15 protein-coding genes are annotated in these 17095 nt (G+C 67.5%); 6 read left to right on the top strand and 9 right to left on the bottom strand.

The genetic code is table 11. The annotated features are described in order from the left end of the window. Positions 1 to 70: 70 nt before the first annotated feature. From AC1PLA_RS20330 to glyQ, 3 genes are all read right to left on the bottom strand, one after another. Positions 71 to 1660 carry a tetratricopeptide repeat-containing sulfotransferase family protein gene (locus tag AC1PLA_RS20330; RefSeq protein WP_481105240.1) on the bottom strand — a complete coding sequence of 530 codons (1590 nt, stop codon included), beginning with the start codon at positions 1658 to 1660 and terminating at the stop codon, positions 71 to 73. Continuing rightward, entirely contained in the window at positions 1660 to 3888 is a 2229-nt protein-coding gene (gene glyS / locus AC1PLA_RS20335; protein ID WP_481105241.1) for a glycine--tRNA ligase subunit beta, read from the bottom strand. Before glyS ends, AC1PLA_RS20330 begins: the two co-directional genes overlap by 1 nt. Before the next feature lie 294 nt (positions 3889 to 4182). Next, a complete protein-coding gene (gene glyQ, locus AC1PLA_RS20340; protein ID WP_039513568.1) occupies positions 4183 to 5091 on the bottom strand; it encodes a glycine--tRNA ligase subunit alpha in 909 nt (302 codons plus the stop codon). Between the two features lie 90 nt (positions 5092 to 5181). Between glyQ and AC1PLA_RS20345 the strand changes: the two genes are divergently transcribed. The 3 genes from AC1PLA_RS20345 (at position 5182) to AC1PLA_RS20355 (ending at position 9246) form a co-directional block, all read left to right on the top strand. Further along, positions 5182 to 6996, top strand: a complete 1815-nt coding sequence (locus AC1PLA_RS20345) for a GspE/PulE family protein (protein WP_104647728.1) — start codon at positions 5182 to 5184, stop codon at positions 6994 to 6996. Positions 6997 to 7536: 540 nt separating this feature from the next. After that, on the top strand, positions 7537 to 8301 hold the full coding sequence (locus tag AC1PLA_RS20350; protein WP_016904252.1) for a glutamine amidotransferase: 765 nt from the start codon (positions 7537 to 7539) through the stop codon (positions 8299 to 8301). Positions 8302 to 8346: 45 nt separating this feature from the next. Continuing rightward, the gene (locus AC1PLA_RS20355) at positions 8347 to 9246 is read left to right on the top strand and encodes a BPSS1780 family membrane protein (RefSeq protein WP_016904253.1); all 900 of its coding nucleotides are present in this window, start codon (positions 8347 to 8349) and stop codon (positions 9244 to 9246) included. A gap of 266 nt (positions 9247 to 9512) precedes the next feature. Here AC1PLA_RS20355 and tatC read toward each other — a convergent pair whose 3' ends face one another. The 4 genes from tatC to AC1PLA_RS20375 all read right to left on the bottom strand — a co-directional run bounded on the left by tatC (position 9513) and on the right by AC1PLA_RS20375 (position 12104). Continuing rightward, the gene (gene tatC / locus AC1PLA_RS20360) at positions 9513 to 10250 is read right to left on the bottom strand and encodes a twin-arginine translocase subunit TatC (RefSeq protein WP_039513578.1); all 738 of its coding nucleotides are present in this window, start codon (positions 10248 to 10250) and stop codon (positions 9513 to 9515) included. Continuing rightward, a complete protein-coding gene (tatB, locus tag AC1PLA_RS20365) occupies positions 10247 to 10885 on the bottom strand; it encodes a Sec-independent protein translocase protein TatB (protein WP_481105242.1) in 639 nt (212 codons plus the stop codon). Before tatB ends, tatC begins: the two co-directional genes overlap by 4 nt. Positions 10886 to 10900: 15 nt before the next feature. Beyond that, on the bottom strand, positions 10901 to 11128 hold the full coding sequence (gene tatA / locus AC1PLA_RS20370; RefSeq protein ID WP_016904256.1) for a Sec-independent protein translocase subunit TatA: 228 nt from the start codon (positions 11126 to 11128) through the stop codon (positions 10901 to 10903). Positions 11129 to 11201: 73 nt separating this feature from the next. Then, positions 11202 to 12104 carry a lipid-binding SYLF domain-containing protein gene (locus tag AC1PLA_RS20375; protein WP_181105714.1) on the bottom strand — a complete coding sequence of 301 codons (903 nt, stop codon included), beginning with the start codon at positions 12102 to 12104 and terminating at the stop codon, positions 11202 to 11204. A 152-nt stretch (positions 12105 to 12256) separates the two neighbouring features. Here AC1PLA_RS20375 and hemH point away from each other — a divergent pair, with 152 nt between their 5' ends. From hemH to AC1PLA_RS20390, 3 genes are all read left to right on the top strand, one after another. After that, positions 12257 to 13222 carry a ferrochelatase gene (hemH, locus tag AC1PLA_RS20380; protein WP_039521260.1) on the top strand — a complete coding sequence of 322 codons (966 nt, stop codon included), beginning with the start codon at positions 12257 to 12259 and terminating at the stop codon, positions 13220 to 13222. A 2-nt stretch (positions 13223 to 13224) separates the two neighbouring features. Further along, the gene (locus AC1PLA_RS20385) at positions 13225 to 14091 is read left to right on the top strand and encodes an alpha/beta fold hydrolase (RefSeq protein WP_481106239.1); all 867 of its coding nucleotides are present in this window, start codon (positions 13225 to 13227) and stop codon (positions 14089 to 14091) included. Between the two features lie 132 nt (positions 14092 to 14223). After that, on the top strand, positions 14224 to 14511 hold the full coding sequence (locus AC1PLA_RS20390) for a hypothetical protein (protein ID WP_481105243.1): 288 nt from the start codon (positions 14224 to 14226) through the stop codon (positions 14509 to 14511). A gap of 149 nt (positions 14512 to 14660) precedes the next feature. Here AC1PLA_RS20390 and AC1PLA_RS20395 read toward each other — a convergent pair whose 3' ends face one another. After that, a complete protein-coding gene (locus AC1PLA_RS20395; RefSeq protein ID WP_039513591.1) occupies positions 14661 to 15446 on the bottom strand; it encodes a YgjP family zinc-dependent metalloprotease in 786 nt (261 codons plus the stop codon). A gap of 692 nt (positions 15447 to 16138) precedes the next feature. Beyond that, on the bottom strand, positions 16139 to 17044 hold the full coding sequence (locus AC1PLA_RS20400) for a recombination-associated protein RdgC (protein WP_007974628.1): 906 nt from the start codon (positions 17042 to 17044) through the stop codon (positions 16139 to 16141). Positions 17045 to 17095 lie beyond the last annotated feature (51 nt).

The following is a 17095-nucleotide window of genomic DNA, read 5'->3' on the forward strand; positions in this document are numbered from 1 at the left end:
GCAGGCACTTTGTTTGCTGCCACACTGCATACGTCGCGGCGGCGTCTCCGCGACGTTCCGCAGGCCGCTGTCAGCGTGCGTCGGCTTGGATCAGGCCGGCGTGTAACAAGGCCTGCCGCAGTGGTTCCAGCTGCGTGGCGTAGCGCCGCCATTCTTCGACGTTGCGCCCATGCACGCCTTCGCGCACCTGCACGCTGCTCAGCGTGGCCGACGCAGCCACATTGCGGGTGATATCGACCTGCCCGGGCTCGATCTGCAACCCGCAGCGCGTCATCAACTGCTGCAATACCGCGGATGGATCGCGCACCATCTGCGCATAGTCCACATCGATCACCCGGCCCGGCAATGCCGCGCGCCATTGCGCCATCAGGGCGTGATAGGCCTGATAGTGGCGCGCCAGCGTGTGCAGGTCGTAGCTGTAGGCGTAAGAATCACCGAACAGCGCGCGGTAATTGGAGAAGCACACCGCCATCGGCTCGCGTACCAGATGCACGATCAATGCCCCCGGCAAGGCGCGCGCGATCGCGCCGATCGCCACTGCATTGGCCGGTAACTTGTCGATGTACCAGCGTGCCGATCCGGCCCGCCATTGCGTCTGTTCCAGGTAACGCGCGCCGATCTGCGCGTAGTCCAGCGTCGGCAAGGCCTGCAGCAGCCGCGCATCCAGCAGGCTGCGACCGGCCTGGTCGGCGCCCCAGCGTAGTTGATGGCCGAAGTCGTTCAACTCGCCAGCCGACACGATCTGGGAATGATTACCCAGCATCCGCTCCAGCACCGTGGTGCCCGAGCGCGGCAAACCGAGCACGAAGATCGGTTGCGGGCCGTGTGCGACGGGGGCTTGCTGCGCGGCGAACAGGCCCTGGCCGGCCAGCGCACTCAGCTGCGCGTACAACGCCGCCTCGGCGTCGGCGTCATGACGCAGGCGTGCATGCATCACCGCGTTGCCGTGCTGTAGCGCGTCCCAGGCGGCCTCGGTCTGGCCGAGGTCTTCCAGCTCCTTGTACAGCGCGAACGCCAGCCCGGCGCGATCTTCGCTGTCGGGCTTGGCGAGCTGCAACTGTTGACGCAGTTGTTCCACATGGTTGCTGCTGGCGCTCTGCCGGCGCAGGCGCGCACGCGTCAACGCCGCGCGGCCATAGCCGGGCGTGTGCGCCAGCGCATGCTCCAGCGCCTGCGCCGCTTCATCGAGGCGACCATTGAACTGCAACTGCACCGCAAGGAAAAAACGGAAATCCGGTCCATCGAATCCGCAGGCCTGCGCGCGCTGCATCATCGCCAGTGCGTCGACATGTTCGCCCAGGGATTGATGCACGTGCGCGAGCAAGGCCAAGGTCGCGCCGTCCTGGCACCGCATCACCGACGGGTGACGCAGCAAGGCATGCAGTGCGCGATGCTCGCCGACACGCAGCAAGGCCTGCGCCACGCGGCAACGCATTGTCACGTCGTCGCCCAGATCGTTTGCGGCCAGCCGCAGCTGCACAACCGCCTCGCGCATCCTGCCGTTGGCCAGCACGGTGCCGGCCAGCAGCACGCGGGCCGCCACATGCGCCGGCTCCACCTCCAGCAGCGCCTGCAACGCAGACGCCGCCACAGCCAGGTCGCGGCGTGCCAACGCGGCCTGCGCGGTCTGCCAGTGCGCCGCGCCGGCGGACGCGGCCATCAGCTGGACAGATGCTCGATGGCGGCGACGCTGCCGAGGCGGTCGCCGAGCTTCTTCAGCAGGGCCAGACGATTGGCGCGCAATTGCGCGTCCTCGGCGTTGACCATCACCCCGTCAAAGAACGCGTCCACCTGTGGGCGCAACCGCGCCAGGCGTGCGAGCACGGCGACGTAGTCGTGCCGGTGCAGCGCATCGCCGGTATCGCCGATGGCCGCTTCCACCGCTTCGGCCAGGGCTTCTTCGGCCGGTTCGCGCAGCAGCGTGGTGTCGATATCGCCGGGGATCTCGCCCTCGACCTTGCGCAGGATGTTGCGGATGCGCTTGTTGGCGGCGGCCAGGGCTTCGGCTTCGGGCAGCGTGGCGAAGATGCCGATCGCATCGATGCGGCGGTCGAAGTCGTAGAGGGAGCCGTGGGTCGCGCCCAGGTGCGCTCCTACGAGACCTGTAGGAGCGCCCTCGGGCGCGACCGAGAACAAGGCAGCGACCGCATTGAAGTGCGTGGCAGGGACGCCCTTGTCTGCGTAGTAGCCGCGTAGGCGGTCGAGGATGAAGTCGAAGAGCTCAGCCAATTCTTCCAAATGCAGCGATCGCTGATTCGCATGTGACGTGGGGGCATCTACACCTGACGCACGTGCTTTGTCTGCAACATCTTTTTTCTGCCGCAGCACAACCTCAGACATCGACTGTTTTGCAGAGCTGTAGGCGTGATAGAGCAGATCCTTGAGGTCCAGATCAAAACCACTCTCAATCACCGTCCGCGCCAACCCCAGGGCATTGCGCCGCAACGCGAACGGGTCCTTGTTGCCGGTCGGCTTCAAACCGGCCGCAAAGCCACCTGCCAACGTATCCAGCCGTTCTGCAATCGCCAGCACCTTGCCCAGCGGCGACAGTGCGATGTCGTCGCCGGCAAAGCGCGGCTGGTAGGCCTCGTCGATGGCCAGCGAAATCTCGCTCGGTTCACCGGCGGCCTTGGCGTAATGACGCCCGGCAATGCCCTGCAGCTCCGGGAATTCGTTGACCATGCGCGATTGCAGGTCGTTCTTGGCCAGCTCCGCGGCGCGACGCGCCTGCGCCGGATCGGCGCCCACCTGCGGCGCGATCGTCTCGGCCAACGCCGCCACACGCGCCACCTTGTCGGCCACCGTGCCCAGCTTGGCCTGATACGTGACGCTGGCCAGGCCCGCGCCCATCGCCTCCAGCCCCTGCTTGAGGTCTTCGTCGAAGAAGAACTTGGCATCGGCAAAGCGCGGACGGATCACCCGCTCGTAGCCCTTGGCGACTTCGGCCACGTCCTTGGAGGCGATATTGGCGATGCCGATGAACTGCTCGGTCAACTTGCCGCCGTCGTCCAGCACCGGGAAGAATTTCTGGTTGATCTCCATGGTTTCGATCAGCGCTTCCTGCGGCACCGCCAGGAAGTCGCGCTCGAAGCTGCACAGCACCGCCGACGGCCATTCGACCAGGTTGACCACCTGCTCCAGGTTGTCGTCGCTGATGCGTGCACTGCCGCCGGCCTGCCTGGCGGCGGCTTGGACTTCCTCTACGATGCGCGCACGGCGTGCGTCCGCATCCACCAGCACATGCGCCGCGCGCAACGCCTCGACGTAGTCGCCCGGTGCCGCCAGCGACACCTCGCCCTGATGCATGAAGCGGTGCCCGCGGCTGAGGCGATCGCCTCGCACGCCCAGCAGCTCGGCCGGAACCACGCTGTCGCCGAACAACAGCACCAGCCACTGCACCGGCCGTGCGAAGGCGTATTCGTGCGCGCCCCAGCGCATCGGCTTGGGAATCGGCATCGCGGCGATCGCTTCGCGCAGGATGTCGGGCAGCAGGTCCGCGGTGCGCGCGCCCGGCGTCACCGCGCGGTGCACGAAGCGCTCGCCCTTGGCGTCGCTGGTGCGCTCCAGCGCGGTCCAGTCGATCCCGGCCTTGGCGGCGAAACCGGCCAGCGCCTTGGTCGGCTTGCCCTCGGCATCCAGCGCGATGTTGAGATACGGGCCCAGTACTTCGGAGCGCTGCTCGGGCTGCTCGGTGGCCACGCCCGGCAGCAGCACCGCCAGGCGGCGCGGTGTGGACAGCGGCTTGGCATCGCCCCGGGTGACTGCGACGCCGCGCTTTTCCAGACCGTGCAGCACGCCATCGAAGAAAGCCTGCGCCAGACCCGGCAGCGCCTTGACCGGCAGCTCTTCGGTGCCCAGTTCGATCAGCAGGGGAAGTTGTTCGCTCATAAGACGTGGACCTTTACGTGTTCCCTTCTCCGGTCGGGAGAAGGTGCCCCGAAGGGGCGGATGAGGGTACGGGCGAAGCTCTGTGGAGTTTGGGTGCAGGAGGGCTACACCTCGTCCCCTCACCCCAACCCTCTCCCGGGGGGAGAGGGGTCTGCTGGTCACTTCTCCCACCGGGAGAAGGTGCCCCGAAGGGGCGGATGAGGGGACCGGCGAAGCTCTGTGGAGTCTGGGTGCAGGAGGACTGCGCCTCCGTCCCCTCACCCCAACCCCTCTCCTAGGGGAGAGGGGCTTTGGTTACTTCTTCACTCCGGGAAAGCCCAGCTTCTCGCGTTGTGCGTAATACGCCTGCGCCACGCCTTGCGCCAGCGCGCGCACGCGCAGGATGTAGCGCTGGCGTTCGGTCACGCTGATCGCGCGGCGCGCATCCAGCAGGTTGAACGCATGGCTGGCCTTGGTGACCTGCTCGTAGGCCGGCAGCGGCAGACCGACCTCGACCAGGTGCCTGGCTTCGGCTTCGCAGGCGTCGAAGCGATGGAACAGCTCGGCCACGTTGGCATGCTCGAAGTTGTAGGCGCTCTGCTCCACCTCGTTTTGGTGATAGACATCGCCGTAGCTCACCGGCGTGCCGTCCGGGCCGTAGGTCCACACCAGGTCGTAGACGTTGTCGCAGCTCTGCAGATACATGCACAGCCGCTCCAGCCCATAGGTGATCTCACCGAGCACCGGCTTGCACTCCAGTCCGCCGGCCTGCTGGAAGTAGGTGAACTGGGTGACCTCCATGCCGTTGAGCCAGACTTCCCAGCCCAGGCCCCAGGCGCCGAGCGTCGGCGATTCCCAGTTGTCCTCGACAAAGCGCAGGTCGTGCACCAGCGGATCAATGCCCAGGGCCTTGAGCGACCCCAGGTACAGGTCCTGGATGTTGTCCGGGTTGGGCTTCATCGCCACCTGGTACTGGTAATAGCGCTGCAGGCGGTTGGGGTTTTCGCCGTAGCGGCCGTCGGTGGGGCGGCGCGAGGGCTGCACGTAGGCCGCATTCCACGGCTCCGGTCCCAGCGCGCGCAGGAAGGTGGCCGGATGGAACGTGCCTGCGCCCACTTCCAGGTCCAGCGGCTGGATCAGCACACAGCCTTGCTCGGCCCAGTACTGGTTGAGGGTCTGGATCAGACCCTGGAAAGTGATTGGAACGCGCCGGGAATCGGACATGCAGCAAAGGCCGTGCGGAAGGGGTGCGCTAGTATACCGGCCGACCCGCAGCGCTTTGCCGCGGAGCACCGCCGCAGGGGAACATCGAACATGGAACAGCGGCGTACGGCCGATCCAGACAGCGCAGCGGCGATCCTGCCGCGCGGCCGGTTGATGTTCGACCCGGTGGCCGCCGCGTTGCTCGCCGATGGCATGGTGGTGCCGCACGAACACGAGCGTGTGCAGTTCTCCGCCGCCGGCGTGCGCAATGCCAGCGAGGTGCATCCGCTGGTGCTGCTGGCCAATCTCAAGCTGCATGCCGCGCAGCCGCCGGCCGGCGAACTCGGGCTGGAACGGCTGACCGAATGGCTGGCCACCCGCACCGGCCTGCGTTATCTGCGCATCGATCCCACCCGCATCGATGTGGCCGCGGTCACCGGCGTGGTCTCGCATGCCTATGCGCGCCGCCACCGCATCCTGCCGCTGGCGCTGGATGCCGAGCGCGTGCTGATCGCCACCAGCGAGCCGCTGGCGCTGGAATGGCTGGCCGACGTGCAGCATCTGAGCCGGCGTCGCATCGAACTGGCGCTGATCAACCCACTGGACCTGCATCGCTACACGATGGAGTTCTTCGGCGTGACCCAGTCGGTGCGCGGCGCGCGCGGCGATGTGCGCAGCGCCGAACCGGGTGCCGGCCTGCCCAGTTTCGAGCAGCTGGTGGAACTGGGCCGCGCCGGCGACGTCAATGCCGACGACCACCACATCGTGCATATCGTCGACTGGCTGCTGCAGTACGCCTACGAACAGCGGGCCAGCGACATCCATCTGGAGCCGCGTCGCGAGGCAGGGCGCATGCGCTTCCGCATCGACGGGGTGCTGCACAAGGTGCTGGAAGTACCGCCGTCGGTGATGACCGCGGTGGTCAGCCGCATCAAGGTGCTCGGCCGCATGGACCTGGCCGAACGCCGCCGCCCGCAGGACGGCCGCATCAAGACCCGGTCGCCGGGCGGGCGCGAGGTGGAAATGCGCCTGTCCACGATGCCCACCGCGTTCGGCGAGAAGTGCGTGATGCGCATCTTCGACCCGGATTCGGCGTTCAAGAGCATCGAGCAGCTCGGCTTCAGCCCGGAAGAGGCCGCCGGCTGGAGCGCGCTGGTCGAGCGCCCGCACGGCATCGTGCTGGTCACCGGCCCGACCGGCTCGGGCAAGACCACCACGCTGTATTCCACGCTCAAGCGCCTGGCCACGCCGGACGTGAACGTGTGCAGCGTGGAGGACCCGATCGAAATGATCGCGCCCGAGTTCAACCAGATGCAGGTACAGCAGAACATCGACCTGGATTTCGCCAGCGGCGTGCGGACGCTGCTGCGCCAGGACCCGGACATCATCATGATCGGCGAGATCCGCGACCTGGAGACCGCGCAGATGGCGGTGCAGGCTTCGCTGACCGGGCATCTGGTGCTGTCCACGCTTCACACCAACGACGCTGCCTCGGCGATCACCCGCCTGCTCGACCTGGGCGTGCCGCATTACCTGGTGGCGTCCACGCTCAACGGGGTGCTGGCGCAGCGGCTGGTGCGCACCCTGTGCGTGCACTGCAAGCGCCCGCATACGCTCAGCGACGATGAGTGGGCGGCGATCCGCGAGCCGGGCGAAGCGCTGCCGGAGGTGCTGAACGTGCACGCGCCGGTCGGCTGCCTGGAATGCCGCCGCACCGGATATCTGGGCCGTGTCGGCCTGTACGAGTTGCTGCCGGTGAGCCCGCGCCTGCGCAGCCTGATTCGCGCCGACACCGACCTGGCCAGCTTCAGCCAAGCCGCGCGTGGCGAGGGCCTGCGCACGCTGCGGCGCACCGGCCTGGAGAAGGTCGCCGCCGGGCTGACCACGGTGGAAGAGGTGTTGTCGGTGTTGCCGCCGCGGGACTAGGCGGATCGCCTGGGAGTTGCACGGTTATCGGCCCAGGCGACCCTCACCCCAACCCCCGCTCCGCGCCCCGGCCCGCGTTTGCGACGCGGGCGCTCCGAGGCACGCGCGCCGGTGGCGCGCAAGCCATGCCCTCTCGCCCCGGCGGGAGAGGCGCTCGCTCCGTTCTCCCACCGTTTGCTCCCTTCTCCCACCTGGAGAAGCTGCCCGAAGGGCGGATGAGGGTACGTCGGCACGCACATGCCGCCATTGGCAGGGGCTCGGCCTCACCATTGACCACGTACACGGCACGGCCGAGTACAACCAGATCAGCGGCGCACGATCACCGCGGCAACCGAGCCGGGAACCGACGTGGCACAAGCCATCTCAGCCATCACTGCTCTTACATCCACACAGCGCAAGTAGCCAGCGCCCCGCCCCATAGCCATCAGCACATAGCCATCCGGAATAACCTTAGCTGCATGCGTTGGCACGCCACTTGAAAAAAACCGGCTGGAGCTGCCTACAATCGGGCACATCAGTCGCTGCTGGATTTCCGTCCGCATGTCCGCCTTGCCGTTCCTGATCATCGAAACCGGGCATCCCGTGCCGGAGATGAAGCGATACGGCCGTTTTCGGCACTGGATCCGCGTCGCGGCGGGGCTGGCCGAGCATGAGACCGTCGCCGTCGATGTCGCCAACGGCGGCCGCCTGCCCGACCGCGACGGCTTTGCCGGCACCATCGTTAGCGGCTCGGCCGCCTACGTCACCGACCGCGCCGACTGGAGCGAACGCAGTGCCGCCTGGCTGCGCGATGCCGCCCACCAGGGCATGCCGCTGCTCGGTATCTGCTACGGGCACCAGCTGCTGGCGCACGCGCTGGGCGGCGAAGTCGACTACAACCCGGCCGGGCGCGAGTCCGGCACCATCGCGCTGGAATTGCACCCGCCAGCCGAGCAGGACCCGTTGTTTGCCGGCCTGCCGGCACATTTCCCGGCGCACGCCACCCACATGCAAACCGTGGTGCGCGCCCCGGACGGCGCCATCGTGCTGGCGCATTCGCGGCAGGACCGTTGCCATGCCTTCCGCTGGGGGCAGGCCACCTGGGGCGTGCAGTTCCACCCCGAGTTCGCCACCCACCACATGCGCGGCTATGTGCAGGCGCGCGCCGAGTGCATTGCCCGCCACGGGCACTGCGCCCGCACGGTCGCCCGCGAGGTCACCGCCGCGCCAATCGCCCGCAAGCTGCTGCGCCGGTTCGTGCATCACGCACGCGGCCTGCAAACAGTGACCACTCATCCCGCCGCACACACGCAAAAGCAGCGATAATCGCGCCACGCCGGATGGTCCGGTGCGTATCGATCCGGAATGGGAATGAGCGAAATCCGCAAGGTGCCGGCGTCTGCCGGCGCAGAATGGCTGTTGACCGGTTTCTCGCTGTTGAAGCGGGCGCCGCTGGCGCTTGGCTCGCTGGGGGTGATCTGGAGCGTGGCGGCCACCCTGGTGGTGTCGCTGTCGGTGCTGGTGCCGCTGCTGGGCCCGGCCCTGCAGTTCCTGCTGGTGCTGGCCGGCCCGCTGTTCATGGGCGGCCTGCTGTGGGCGATCCGCGAGGTCGACGAAGGCCGCATCGCCAAGCCGTCGCATCTGCTGCATGGCCTGCAGGACGGCCGCGCGCCGCATTTGCTGGTGTCGCTGCTGCCGCAGCTGATCGCCGGCCTGCTGCTGGGCGTGCTGCTGCTGGTGATGATCGGCGCCAGCGGGCTGCAGCAGTTGTCCGAGGTGATGATCAAGATCAACCAGATCAGCCAGTCCGGCGCGCAGCCGGATCCGGTACAGATCGAGCAGCTGGCCGCCAGCCTGCCGGCCGGCCGCATCCTGCTGTGGCTGCTGCTGACCATCGCCACTTTTGCGGCGATGACGCTGGCGCTATTCGTGATGCCGCCGCAGGTGATGTTCGACCGCAGCACCGGCGGCCATGCACTGCGCGAGAGCCTGCGCGCCAGCCTGCACAACCTGCCGGCGATGCTGGTGTTCTTCGTGCTGGCCTTCATCGCCATCTTCGCGATCTATTTCGCGGTGATGATCGTGGCGTTGATCGTCGGCCTGGTGGCCGGGCAGACCGTGGCGATGTGGCTGGCCCAGCTGCTGCTGATGGCGGTGCTGATGCCGGTATTCGCCGGCTCGGTGTACGCCGCCTGGAAGCAGATGTTCACCCACGCAGGCGCAACCGCGCAGCCCACGGCACCGTCGCGCCCGGATGTGTTCGCCGCTTGATCGCCTTGACCGGCGATGTGCTGACAACGAAACCCTGATCCGTAGGAGCGCACCCGGGCGCGACGAAGCTTCCCCGGGGACGCCCTCGCTCGCGCCAACGTGTTCGCCGCCTGACCATCCCAACTCGTAGGAGCGCACCTGGGCGCGACGAAGCCTTCCTCGGGAGAGCCCGGTCGCGCCCGGGTGCGCTCCTACGTGGGTGATTGCGTTCGGGTGATGCCGGGTTGCGCGCCTGCATGTCGGCGCGCCTCACCGCGGCGAGTGCGCTAGGCGGGCTTCGGCCCCACCGCACGCGAGGCGATGATGCCCAGCTCGTAGAGCAGGCACATCGGGATGGCCAGCATCAGCTGCGAGACCACGTCCGGCGGGGTGAGCACCGCGGCCAGGATGAAGATGCCCACGATGGCATAGCCGCGGCCTTCGCTCAGCTGCTTGGGGCTGACCCAGCCCAGCAGCACCAGGATCACCAGCGCCACCGGCAATTCGAAACTCGCACCGAAGGCGAAGAAGATCGCCAGCACGAAATCCAGGTAGGAATTGGCATCCGGGGTAATGGCGATCACGTCCGGCTTGAACGTGGTCAAAAAGTGGAACACCGCCGGCAACACCAGGAAGTACGCAAACGCGCAGCCGATGTAGAACAGCGCCACCGCCGAGGCCAACAACGGGAATGCGAGTTTCTTTTCGCGCTGGTACAGGCCCGGCGCCACGAAGGCCCAGGCCTGGTACAACAGCCACGGCACGCTGAAGAACACCGCCACGAAGAAGGTCAGCTTGAGCGGTGCGAAGAACGCGCCGGCCGGGTTCATCGCGATCATGGTCTGCCCCAGCGGCAGCTGCGAAATCAGCGGCGCGGCCAGCCACGAATAGATCGCGCGCGAGAACGGCAGCAACGCCAGCAGCACCACGCCCAGGCCGATCAGGGCGCGCACCAGGCGCGCGCGCAATTCGACCAGATGCTCGATCAGACTGCTTTCGGCCTGTGCGTCGTCGAACAGGCTCACGGCTGTTTCTCCTGGATCTTGCCCGGCGCGGCCGGCTCTGTCGGCGCTTTCAGCGTGCTCGGCTCCATCGGCGTGGTGGTGGCCGGCGTCTGCGCCTGCGCGCTGGTGCTGCTGAGATGCGCGGCATGCGGCGCCGGCACCACGGTGTCGTGCGGGGCCGGTACCAAGGTTTGATGCGGCGCCGGCGCAATCGGCTGGGCCTGGGCAATGACCGGTGCCGGCTCATGGTCGGCCGCATCCGCAGCGCCCGCTGCCGACGTGGCAGTCGCCCCGGTAGACAGATCCGCATGCGCCAGCTCCAGCGGTGTCGCCACCGGTGTGGCCGGGCTGCGGATATCAATATCGCGCCCCACCTGGTCGTGCAGCGCGCGGGCGCCCTGCTCCAGATGCTGCTGCTTGTTGCGCAGCTGGTCTTCGGCTTCGCGCAGCGAGGCCTGCACATCCTGCAGGCTGCGCTTGAGCTCTTCGGCTTCCAGCTCGCGCTCCAGTTCCTGCTTGACCGAATCCCACTGCATGCGCGCGCGGCGCACCCACAGTCCGGCAAACCGGGCCGCCTTGGGCAGGCGCTCGGGACCGAGCACCACCAGGGCGACGATCGCAATCAGCGTCAGTTCGCCAACACCTATGTCAAACACCGACGCCGCTCCGGATCAACGCGCGTCGCGATCGCGCTCGGCCTGCGCTTCACGTGCCTGCTCGGCCGTGCGGGTGTCGTCCCCGAGCTTGCCGGCCGGCTTGTCGTCGTCGTGCATGCCTTTCTTGAATTCCTTGACCGCGCTGCCGAGATCCTTGGCACCGCTGGTGAGCCGCTTGGTACCGAACACCAGCAACACGATCACCAGCACGATCAGCCAGTGCCAAATGCTGAAACCGCCCATGATCTGCTCGCTTGCTGAAGAAGAAGGAAGACGCAGGATACCCCAGCGCACCGCGCAGGGGGATGACAGCCTGTCAGCGGTTGCCGTCCAGCGATTCGGTACGGATTTCGCCATCGGACACCGGCTGGAAGCCCTGCTGCGGCGGTGGCGTCGTGCTGGGCTGCATCGGCACGGTGCTGGCCTCGTTCACCGCTGGCGGCGGCGTGGTGGTCGCCTGTGGCGGCGGCGGCGTTGCCGGACGCGGCGCGCTGGCCCCGTCGTCGGCGCTGCCATCGGTACCGCGATTGGCGCGTGCGGTGTAGGTCGCCTCTTCCAGGCGGTCGCGGAAGGCGATCACGTCGGTGGAGGCACGCTCGTTGGTGCGGCCTTCGAAGATCATGCGCGGGGTGGCGCCGCCACCGTAGGCGTTGAGGTCGGCGGCATCGTCGATCTGCAGCACCGCACCGTCCAGCGCCACGCCGGCGAACAGGCCACGGGCGCGCGACCACGACCAGATTTCGGCCTTGAGCTGGCCGTCGGTGGCGGCGGCGGCATTGCGGCCGACCGGGCCGGCGGCCACGCCGGCATCGGCACCGAGGGTGAACTTGCCGTTGACGATGTTGTCCAGGCTGCGGTCGTTGCGGAACACCAGCACCACGTCGGAGGACTGCACGCCGGCCTGGAAGCCGATGCTGCCGCCGGTGAGCTTGACGAACACCGGCTGCGACCAGCTGCCATCGGCATTCTTCATCGACATCAGGCCATGCCCGCGCCGGCCGCCGATCACCAGCCCGGCCTTGAGCGTGTCAGGGATGACCACGATGGCACGCGCCTCGTCGAGCAGCTTGTCCGGGATGGCCTGCTCGGGGATCTTCATGATCTCGTTGAGCACGCGCACCGCGTTACGCGCGCGCTGGTCCTCTTCCGGGCCGGCGACGGCATGGCCGGCGGCGAAGGTCAGCGACAACAACAGGGCCAGGCGCGACAGACGAGGCATGACAAGCTCCAGAGGACAATCCGTCAAAGATAGCAATGGCGCGACGTTAGTGGTGGCGCAATGAATCGGTGGTGAGCGCAGCCAGGCGGCAGAGGCGGTCAATGGCGGCGATCGATGCGCTGTCCTCGGCAGCACCGCTGCGCTCTGCCAGAATGGTGCGCATGAACACCACCCCCGATACCGCCCTGCTGGTCGTCAATCTCGGCACCCCCGAGTCGCCCACCGCCCCGGCCGTGCGCCGCTACCTGGCCGAGTTCCTCAGCGACCGCCGCGTGGTCGCGATCCCGCCGCTGTTCTGGAAGCCGCTGCTGTACGGGGTGATCCTGCCGATCCGCGGGCCCAAGTCGGCCGAGAAATACGCCAAGGTCTGGCTGCCGGACGGCTCGCCGCTGGCGGTGTACACGCGCCGCCTGGCCGAGGGCCTGAAAGAGGTCATGCCGGACTGGCACGTGGAGTGGGCCATGCGCTATGGCGCCCCGGCGCTGCGCAAGACGCTGGATGGCCTGCGCGCGCGCGGCATCAGGCGCATCGTGGTGCTGCCGCTGTATCCGCAGTATTCCACCACCACCACCGCCTCGATCCAGGACGTGATCGATGCCTGGCGCCCGAGCGCGCCGGAAATCGCGGTCGAGGTGATCCAGGACTATTGCGAAGACGCCGGCTGGGTCGCGGCGATCGCCGATTCGATCCGCGCGCACTGGCAGGCGCACGGGCGCAGCGAGAAGCTGATGTTCTCCTTCCACGGCCTGCCGCAGCGCGTGGCCAATGCCGGCGACCCGTATCCGCAGCAATGCGAGCGCAGCGCGCAGGCCATCGTCACCGCGCTCGGCCTGGGCGCGGACGAATGGCAGATGGGCTACCAGTCGCGCTTCGGTTCGGAACGCTGGCTGCAGCCGTACGCCGAGCCGACCTTGTGGAAACTGGCTGAAGGCGGCGTGCGCAGCTTCGACCTGGTCTGCCCGGGTTTTGCCACCGACTGCCTGGAAACCCTGGAAGAAGTGGCGCTGGGCTTTGCCGAAACGCTGGCCGAACGCGGCGCCACGCTCAGCTACATCCCCTGCCTCAACGCCAGCCCGGCGCATGCGCAGGCACTGGCCGCAGTGGCCCGACGCGCGTGAGGTTGGAGCCGTTTGCGTGCGACCTGGCGATCGGCCGGGTCACTGGGCTGCGCAATCCCGAACGTGGCCCGCGCCGGGTGCTGGCACTGCATGGCTGGCTCGACAATGCCGCCAGCTTCCTGCCGCTGAGCGCGCATCTGCACGCGCAGGACCTGGATCTGGTGCTGCTGGATCTGCCCGGCCACGGCCACAGCGCGTGGCTGCCCATCGGCGCCGAATACACGCTCAGCAGCGCGATCGCGATCCTGCTGCAGGTAGCCGATGCGCTGGGGTGGGAGCGCTTCAGCGTGCTCGGCCACTCGCTGGGCGGCGGCGTCGCCAGCCTGCTGGCCGCTGCGGCGCCGGAACGCGTCGAGGCACTGATCGCGATCGAGGCCTTGGGCGCGCTGGCCGAGCCGGTCGAGAGCACCGCCACCCGCCTGCGCGATGCGGTGGCGTCGGCACGCACGCTGGCGCAGCGGCCGTTGCGGGTGTTTCCGTCGATGGAGATGCCGGTGCGCGCACGCATGATGGCCAACCAGCTCACCGAACCGGCCGCGCGGCTGCTGGTGGAGCGCGGGGTCTGCGCGGTCGAAGGCGGCTATAGCTGGTGCAGCGACCCGCGCCTGACCTTGCCCACCGCCATCCGCATGACCGAAGCGCAGATCGACGTGCTGCTGGCCTCCATCGCCTGCCCGACCCAGGCCATCTTCGCCACGCCGGCGCAGGTGTATTTCCCCGATGCCCTGCGCGATCACCGCGTGGCGCTGATGCGCGATGCACGCCTGCAGTTGTTGCCTGGCACCCACCATGTGCACATGGAAGCACCGGACGCGGTGGCGGCAGTGATCAACGGATTCCTGGCGTCGTTGTCGCCGCCGCACGCGTGATGCGTGGAATGCGTCCTGCGCGATGCCACTGCGCTGACGTTTGTGCTTGTTGCCTTGCATGCGACAGCAGATCTCAGTGCCGGCAGGCATCGTCAGCGGCCCACGGCATCCTGGCACCGTTGAGCTAGCGCAATGGGCCAGCCAGACCGGCTTGTCGCCGCGATCGAATCCTTCGAGCAGTGGAGTTTGCCAGGGACGTTCCTGGAGACGGTGCACGCGTCGCCGCAACTGGATCCGGACGATCGCCGGCGCCTGGATGAGGTCTGGTCGGTGGCCTGCGACGCCGACCATTGGGGATCGGCACGCGAGCTGCAGGCCGGCATCGCGGCCATCGAGTGTGCCCTGACCAGGCGCTTTGCGTGGCTGTCGCCGCTGGCCTGCCGGCACCTTGCGCGCGCCGCGTCTTACCAATGGCGCTAGCGCAGCCGCGTGGCGCTATGTCGCTTCGCTAGCCGCGCCATCGCGCAGCAGCTCTCCGAAGCCCGAAGCGCATTGGCGCCCCGGCTTCGCGCCTTGATCGTTGCAGGAGCGCCGCCACAGCGACGGCAACTGCATCGCAACGACCCGCCTCACTCCACCTGCAACAAGCGCCGCAGTTGCGCCTTGAGCTGGCGGCCGTGCTCGTGGAAATAGCTGCGCTCGTCGCGCCAGGCGGGGAAGCGTTGTTCCACCTCGGCCCAGAACGCCGGCGAGTGGTTGGCCTGCAGCAGGTGGCAGAGCTCGTGCACCAGCACGTATTCGAACGCCGACGGGCGGCCGAGCACCAGCGCCAGATCCAGCGCCATCGAGCCATCCGGTGCCAGCGAGCCCCACTGCGAGGACATCACCTTCAGCCGCACCCGCGCCGGGGCGCGCGGCAGGCCGGGCAGATAGCTCGGCAACCAGCGGCCAACATCGGCGCGCGCCTGCGCTTCGTAGAATTCCTTCAGCGTGCGGCGCAGGCCTGCATCGCCCAGGCGGGTCGGCACATGGAACTGCGCGCCGTCATCGGTGACCTCGATGCGTGCGTAGCGCCCGTCGTGCCAGCTCAGCGGCAACAGGGCACCGCGTAACGGCAGCAGCCCCGGCACGCCACGCTCCAGCGCCGGAAACGCATCCACCTGCTGATAACGCGACAACTGCGTGCTCAGCCAGTCCAGATGCGCCTGCAGAAAGCGTTCGCCGGCCACCAGGCTTGCCCGCAGTGGCAAGGTCAGCCGCGCGCCGCGTTCGTCCACACTGAGCTTGATGCGCCGCGCACGCGGGTCGCGCACGCGCAGCACCGCAATCTCGCGCCCGTCCAGCTGCAGGCGCAGGCAATCGCGTTCGACAACCTGCGGGGCGGGCGCGATAAGGCGGCGGACGGGCTTGAACATGGGCACAGGATAGCGCCGCGATGTGTCAGGTGGTGAGACGGGGCGATTGATGCATTCGATGTTGGCGCGACTTATTTGAGCGACTGGCAAACGACGCTGCCCACCGCCAGGTGGGCGCAGCCGACGTCGCTAGATCTGCGGCCTGGTTGCAGGGCCCTTGCCCGCCCAGCACGGCCGAGTCTCTGTGTTTTGGGTGTCGTACTGGATAGCGAATGAAAAAGCTGCAGAGCGGCGGATCGGCGACTTGGCTGCAAGGCCCTTGCCCGCCCACCATCGCGGGACACGCCGCAAGTACGTCCTTGTAGGCTCTTACACGACGGTAGGCGGGCAAGGACCATCGGAGATGGTCGGTGTGAATGTTTGCAAGCAGGTAAGACGCGTGTTGTTCGGATCGTTGTGCATGCGATCAGCTTTCCCTCAAGCCGAGCAGCGGACAGGCTTTCAGCACGCAACCTGCAAACTTTTCAATGCCTGACGCAGCGCAGCCGGACGACACGCTTTCAAGAAAGCAGCCGACCAACTGACTGGTGCGGTGTCCTTGCTGGTTGCGGGACCCCTGGCGGCGGATGCCGCCAAGGAGACTCAACGAACGGATGCACGGCGTGTCCCGCGAGCGGCGAGGACACCGCGCACTCGACTCACCGGGCGTTTGACTCGAGCATCGATCACGACGACACGTTCGACCGTTGCGCTTACTCGGCCTTGCTCAGCTTCAACGCGGTTTCCAGCAGCAGGAACAGGCGCCGGATTTCGGCGCTCATCAGCGCGAAGCGGGCGTCGAGTTCGGCGCGTGCGCCGTCGTCTTCACTGTGTTCGAGCTGGTCCAGTGCGCCATCGAGGAACTTGAGCTTGCGGATCACCAGATCGTCGCCGAGCACGAACGACAGATTGTCGTCCAGCACCAGCGCCAGCTTGGTGACCTGCTTGCCGGCTTCCAGGTGCTTGTCGATCTCGTCGCCGCGCAGTTCCTGGTGCTGGCACTTGACCACCGCGCCGCCTTCGATCGGGTCCTTCATCTCGCACTCTTCGCCCAGGCTCAGGCCTTCGGGCAAGGGTTCGCCGGCGATCCAGCCGGTGAGGATGGCGCGCGGTGCGACTTCGGCATTCAACGGCAGTGCCGGGAAGCTGCCGAGTGCGCCGCGGATCTCGCTCATCACGTTCTCGCCGCTTTTGCGGCTGGAGCTGTTGACCGCGATGTAGCCGTGCTGCAGGTCCAGGATGGCATCGGTGCGCGAGCTCTTGACGAAGGCGCGCGGCAACAGCTCATGGATCAGGTCGTCCTTCAGGCGCTTGCGGGCCTTGCCGCCGGGGCGACGGCCTTCCTTCTCTTCGATCTCGGCGACCTTGCGCTCGAGCAGGTCGTTGACCACCGCGCCGGGCAGGATCTTGTCCTCGCCACCGACGGTGAGCCAGAGAAAGTCTTCCAGACGGTGCGAGAGCACTTCCTGCTCGTCGCGGCCGAACGGGGAGATGAAACCGCGCGAGCTCATTTCCAGCGGGCCGACCGGCTTGAGCTGCACTTGCGGCAGCAGCGTGTCGATCTCGGAGAAATCCAGTGTGGTCGGGAAACGGAACAGAGTGAGATTACGAAAGAACATGCGTCAGACCGAAGAGGAGGAAGAAACGTGGAGGGTGGAAAGACTGCCAGC

Source organism: Xanthomonas sp. NCPPB 1826 (assembly GCF_056725285.1).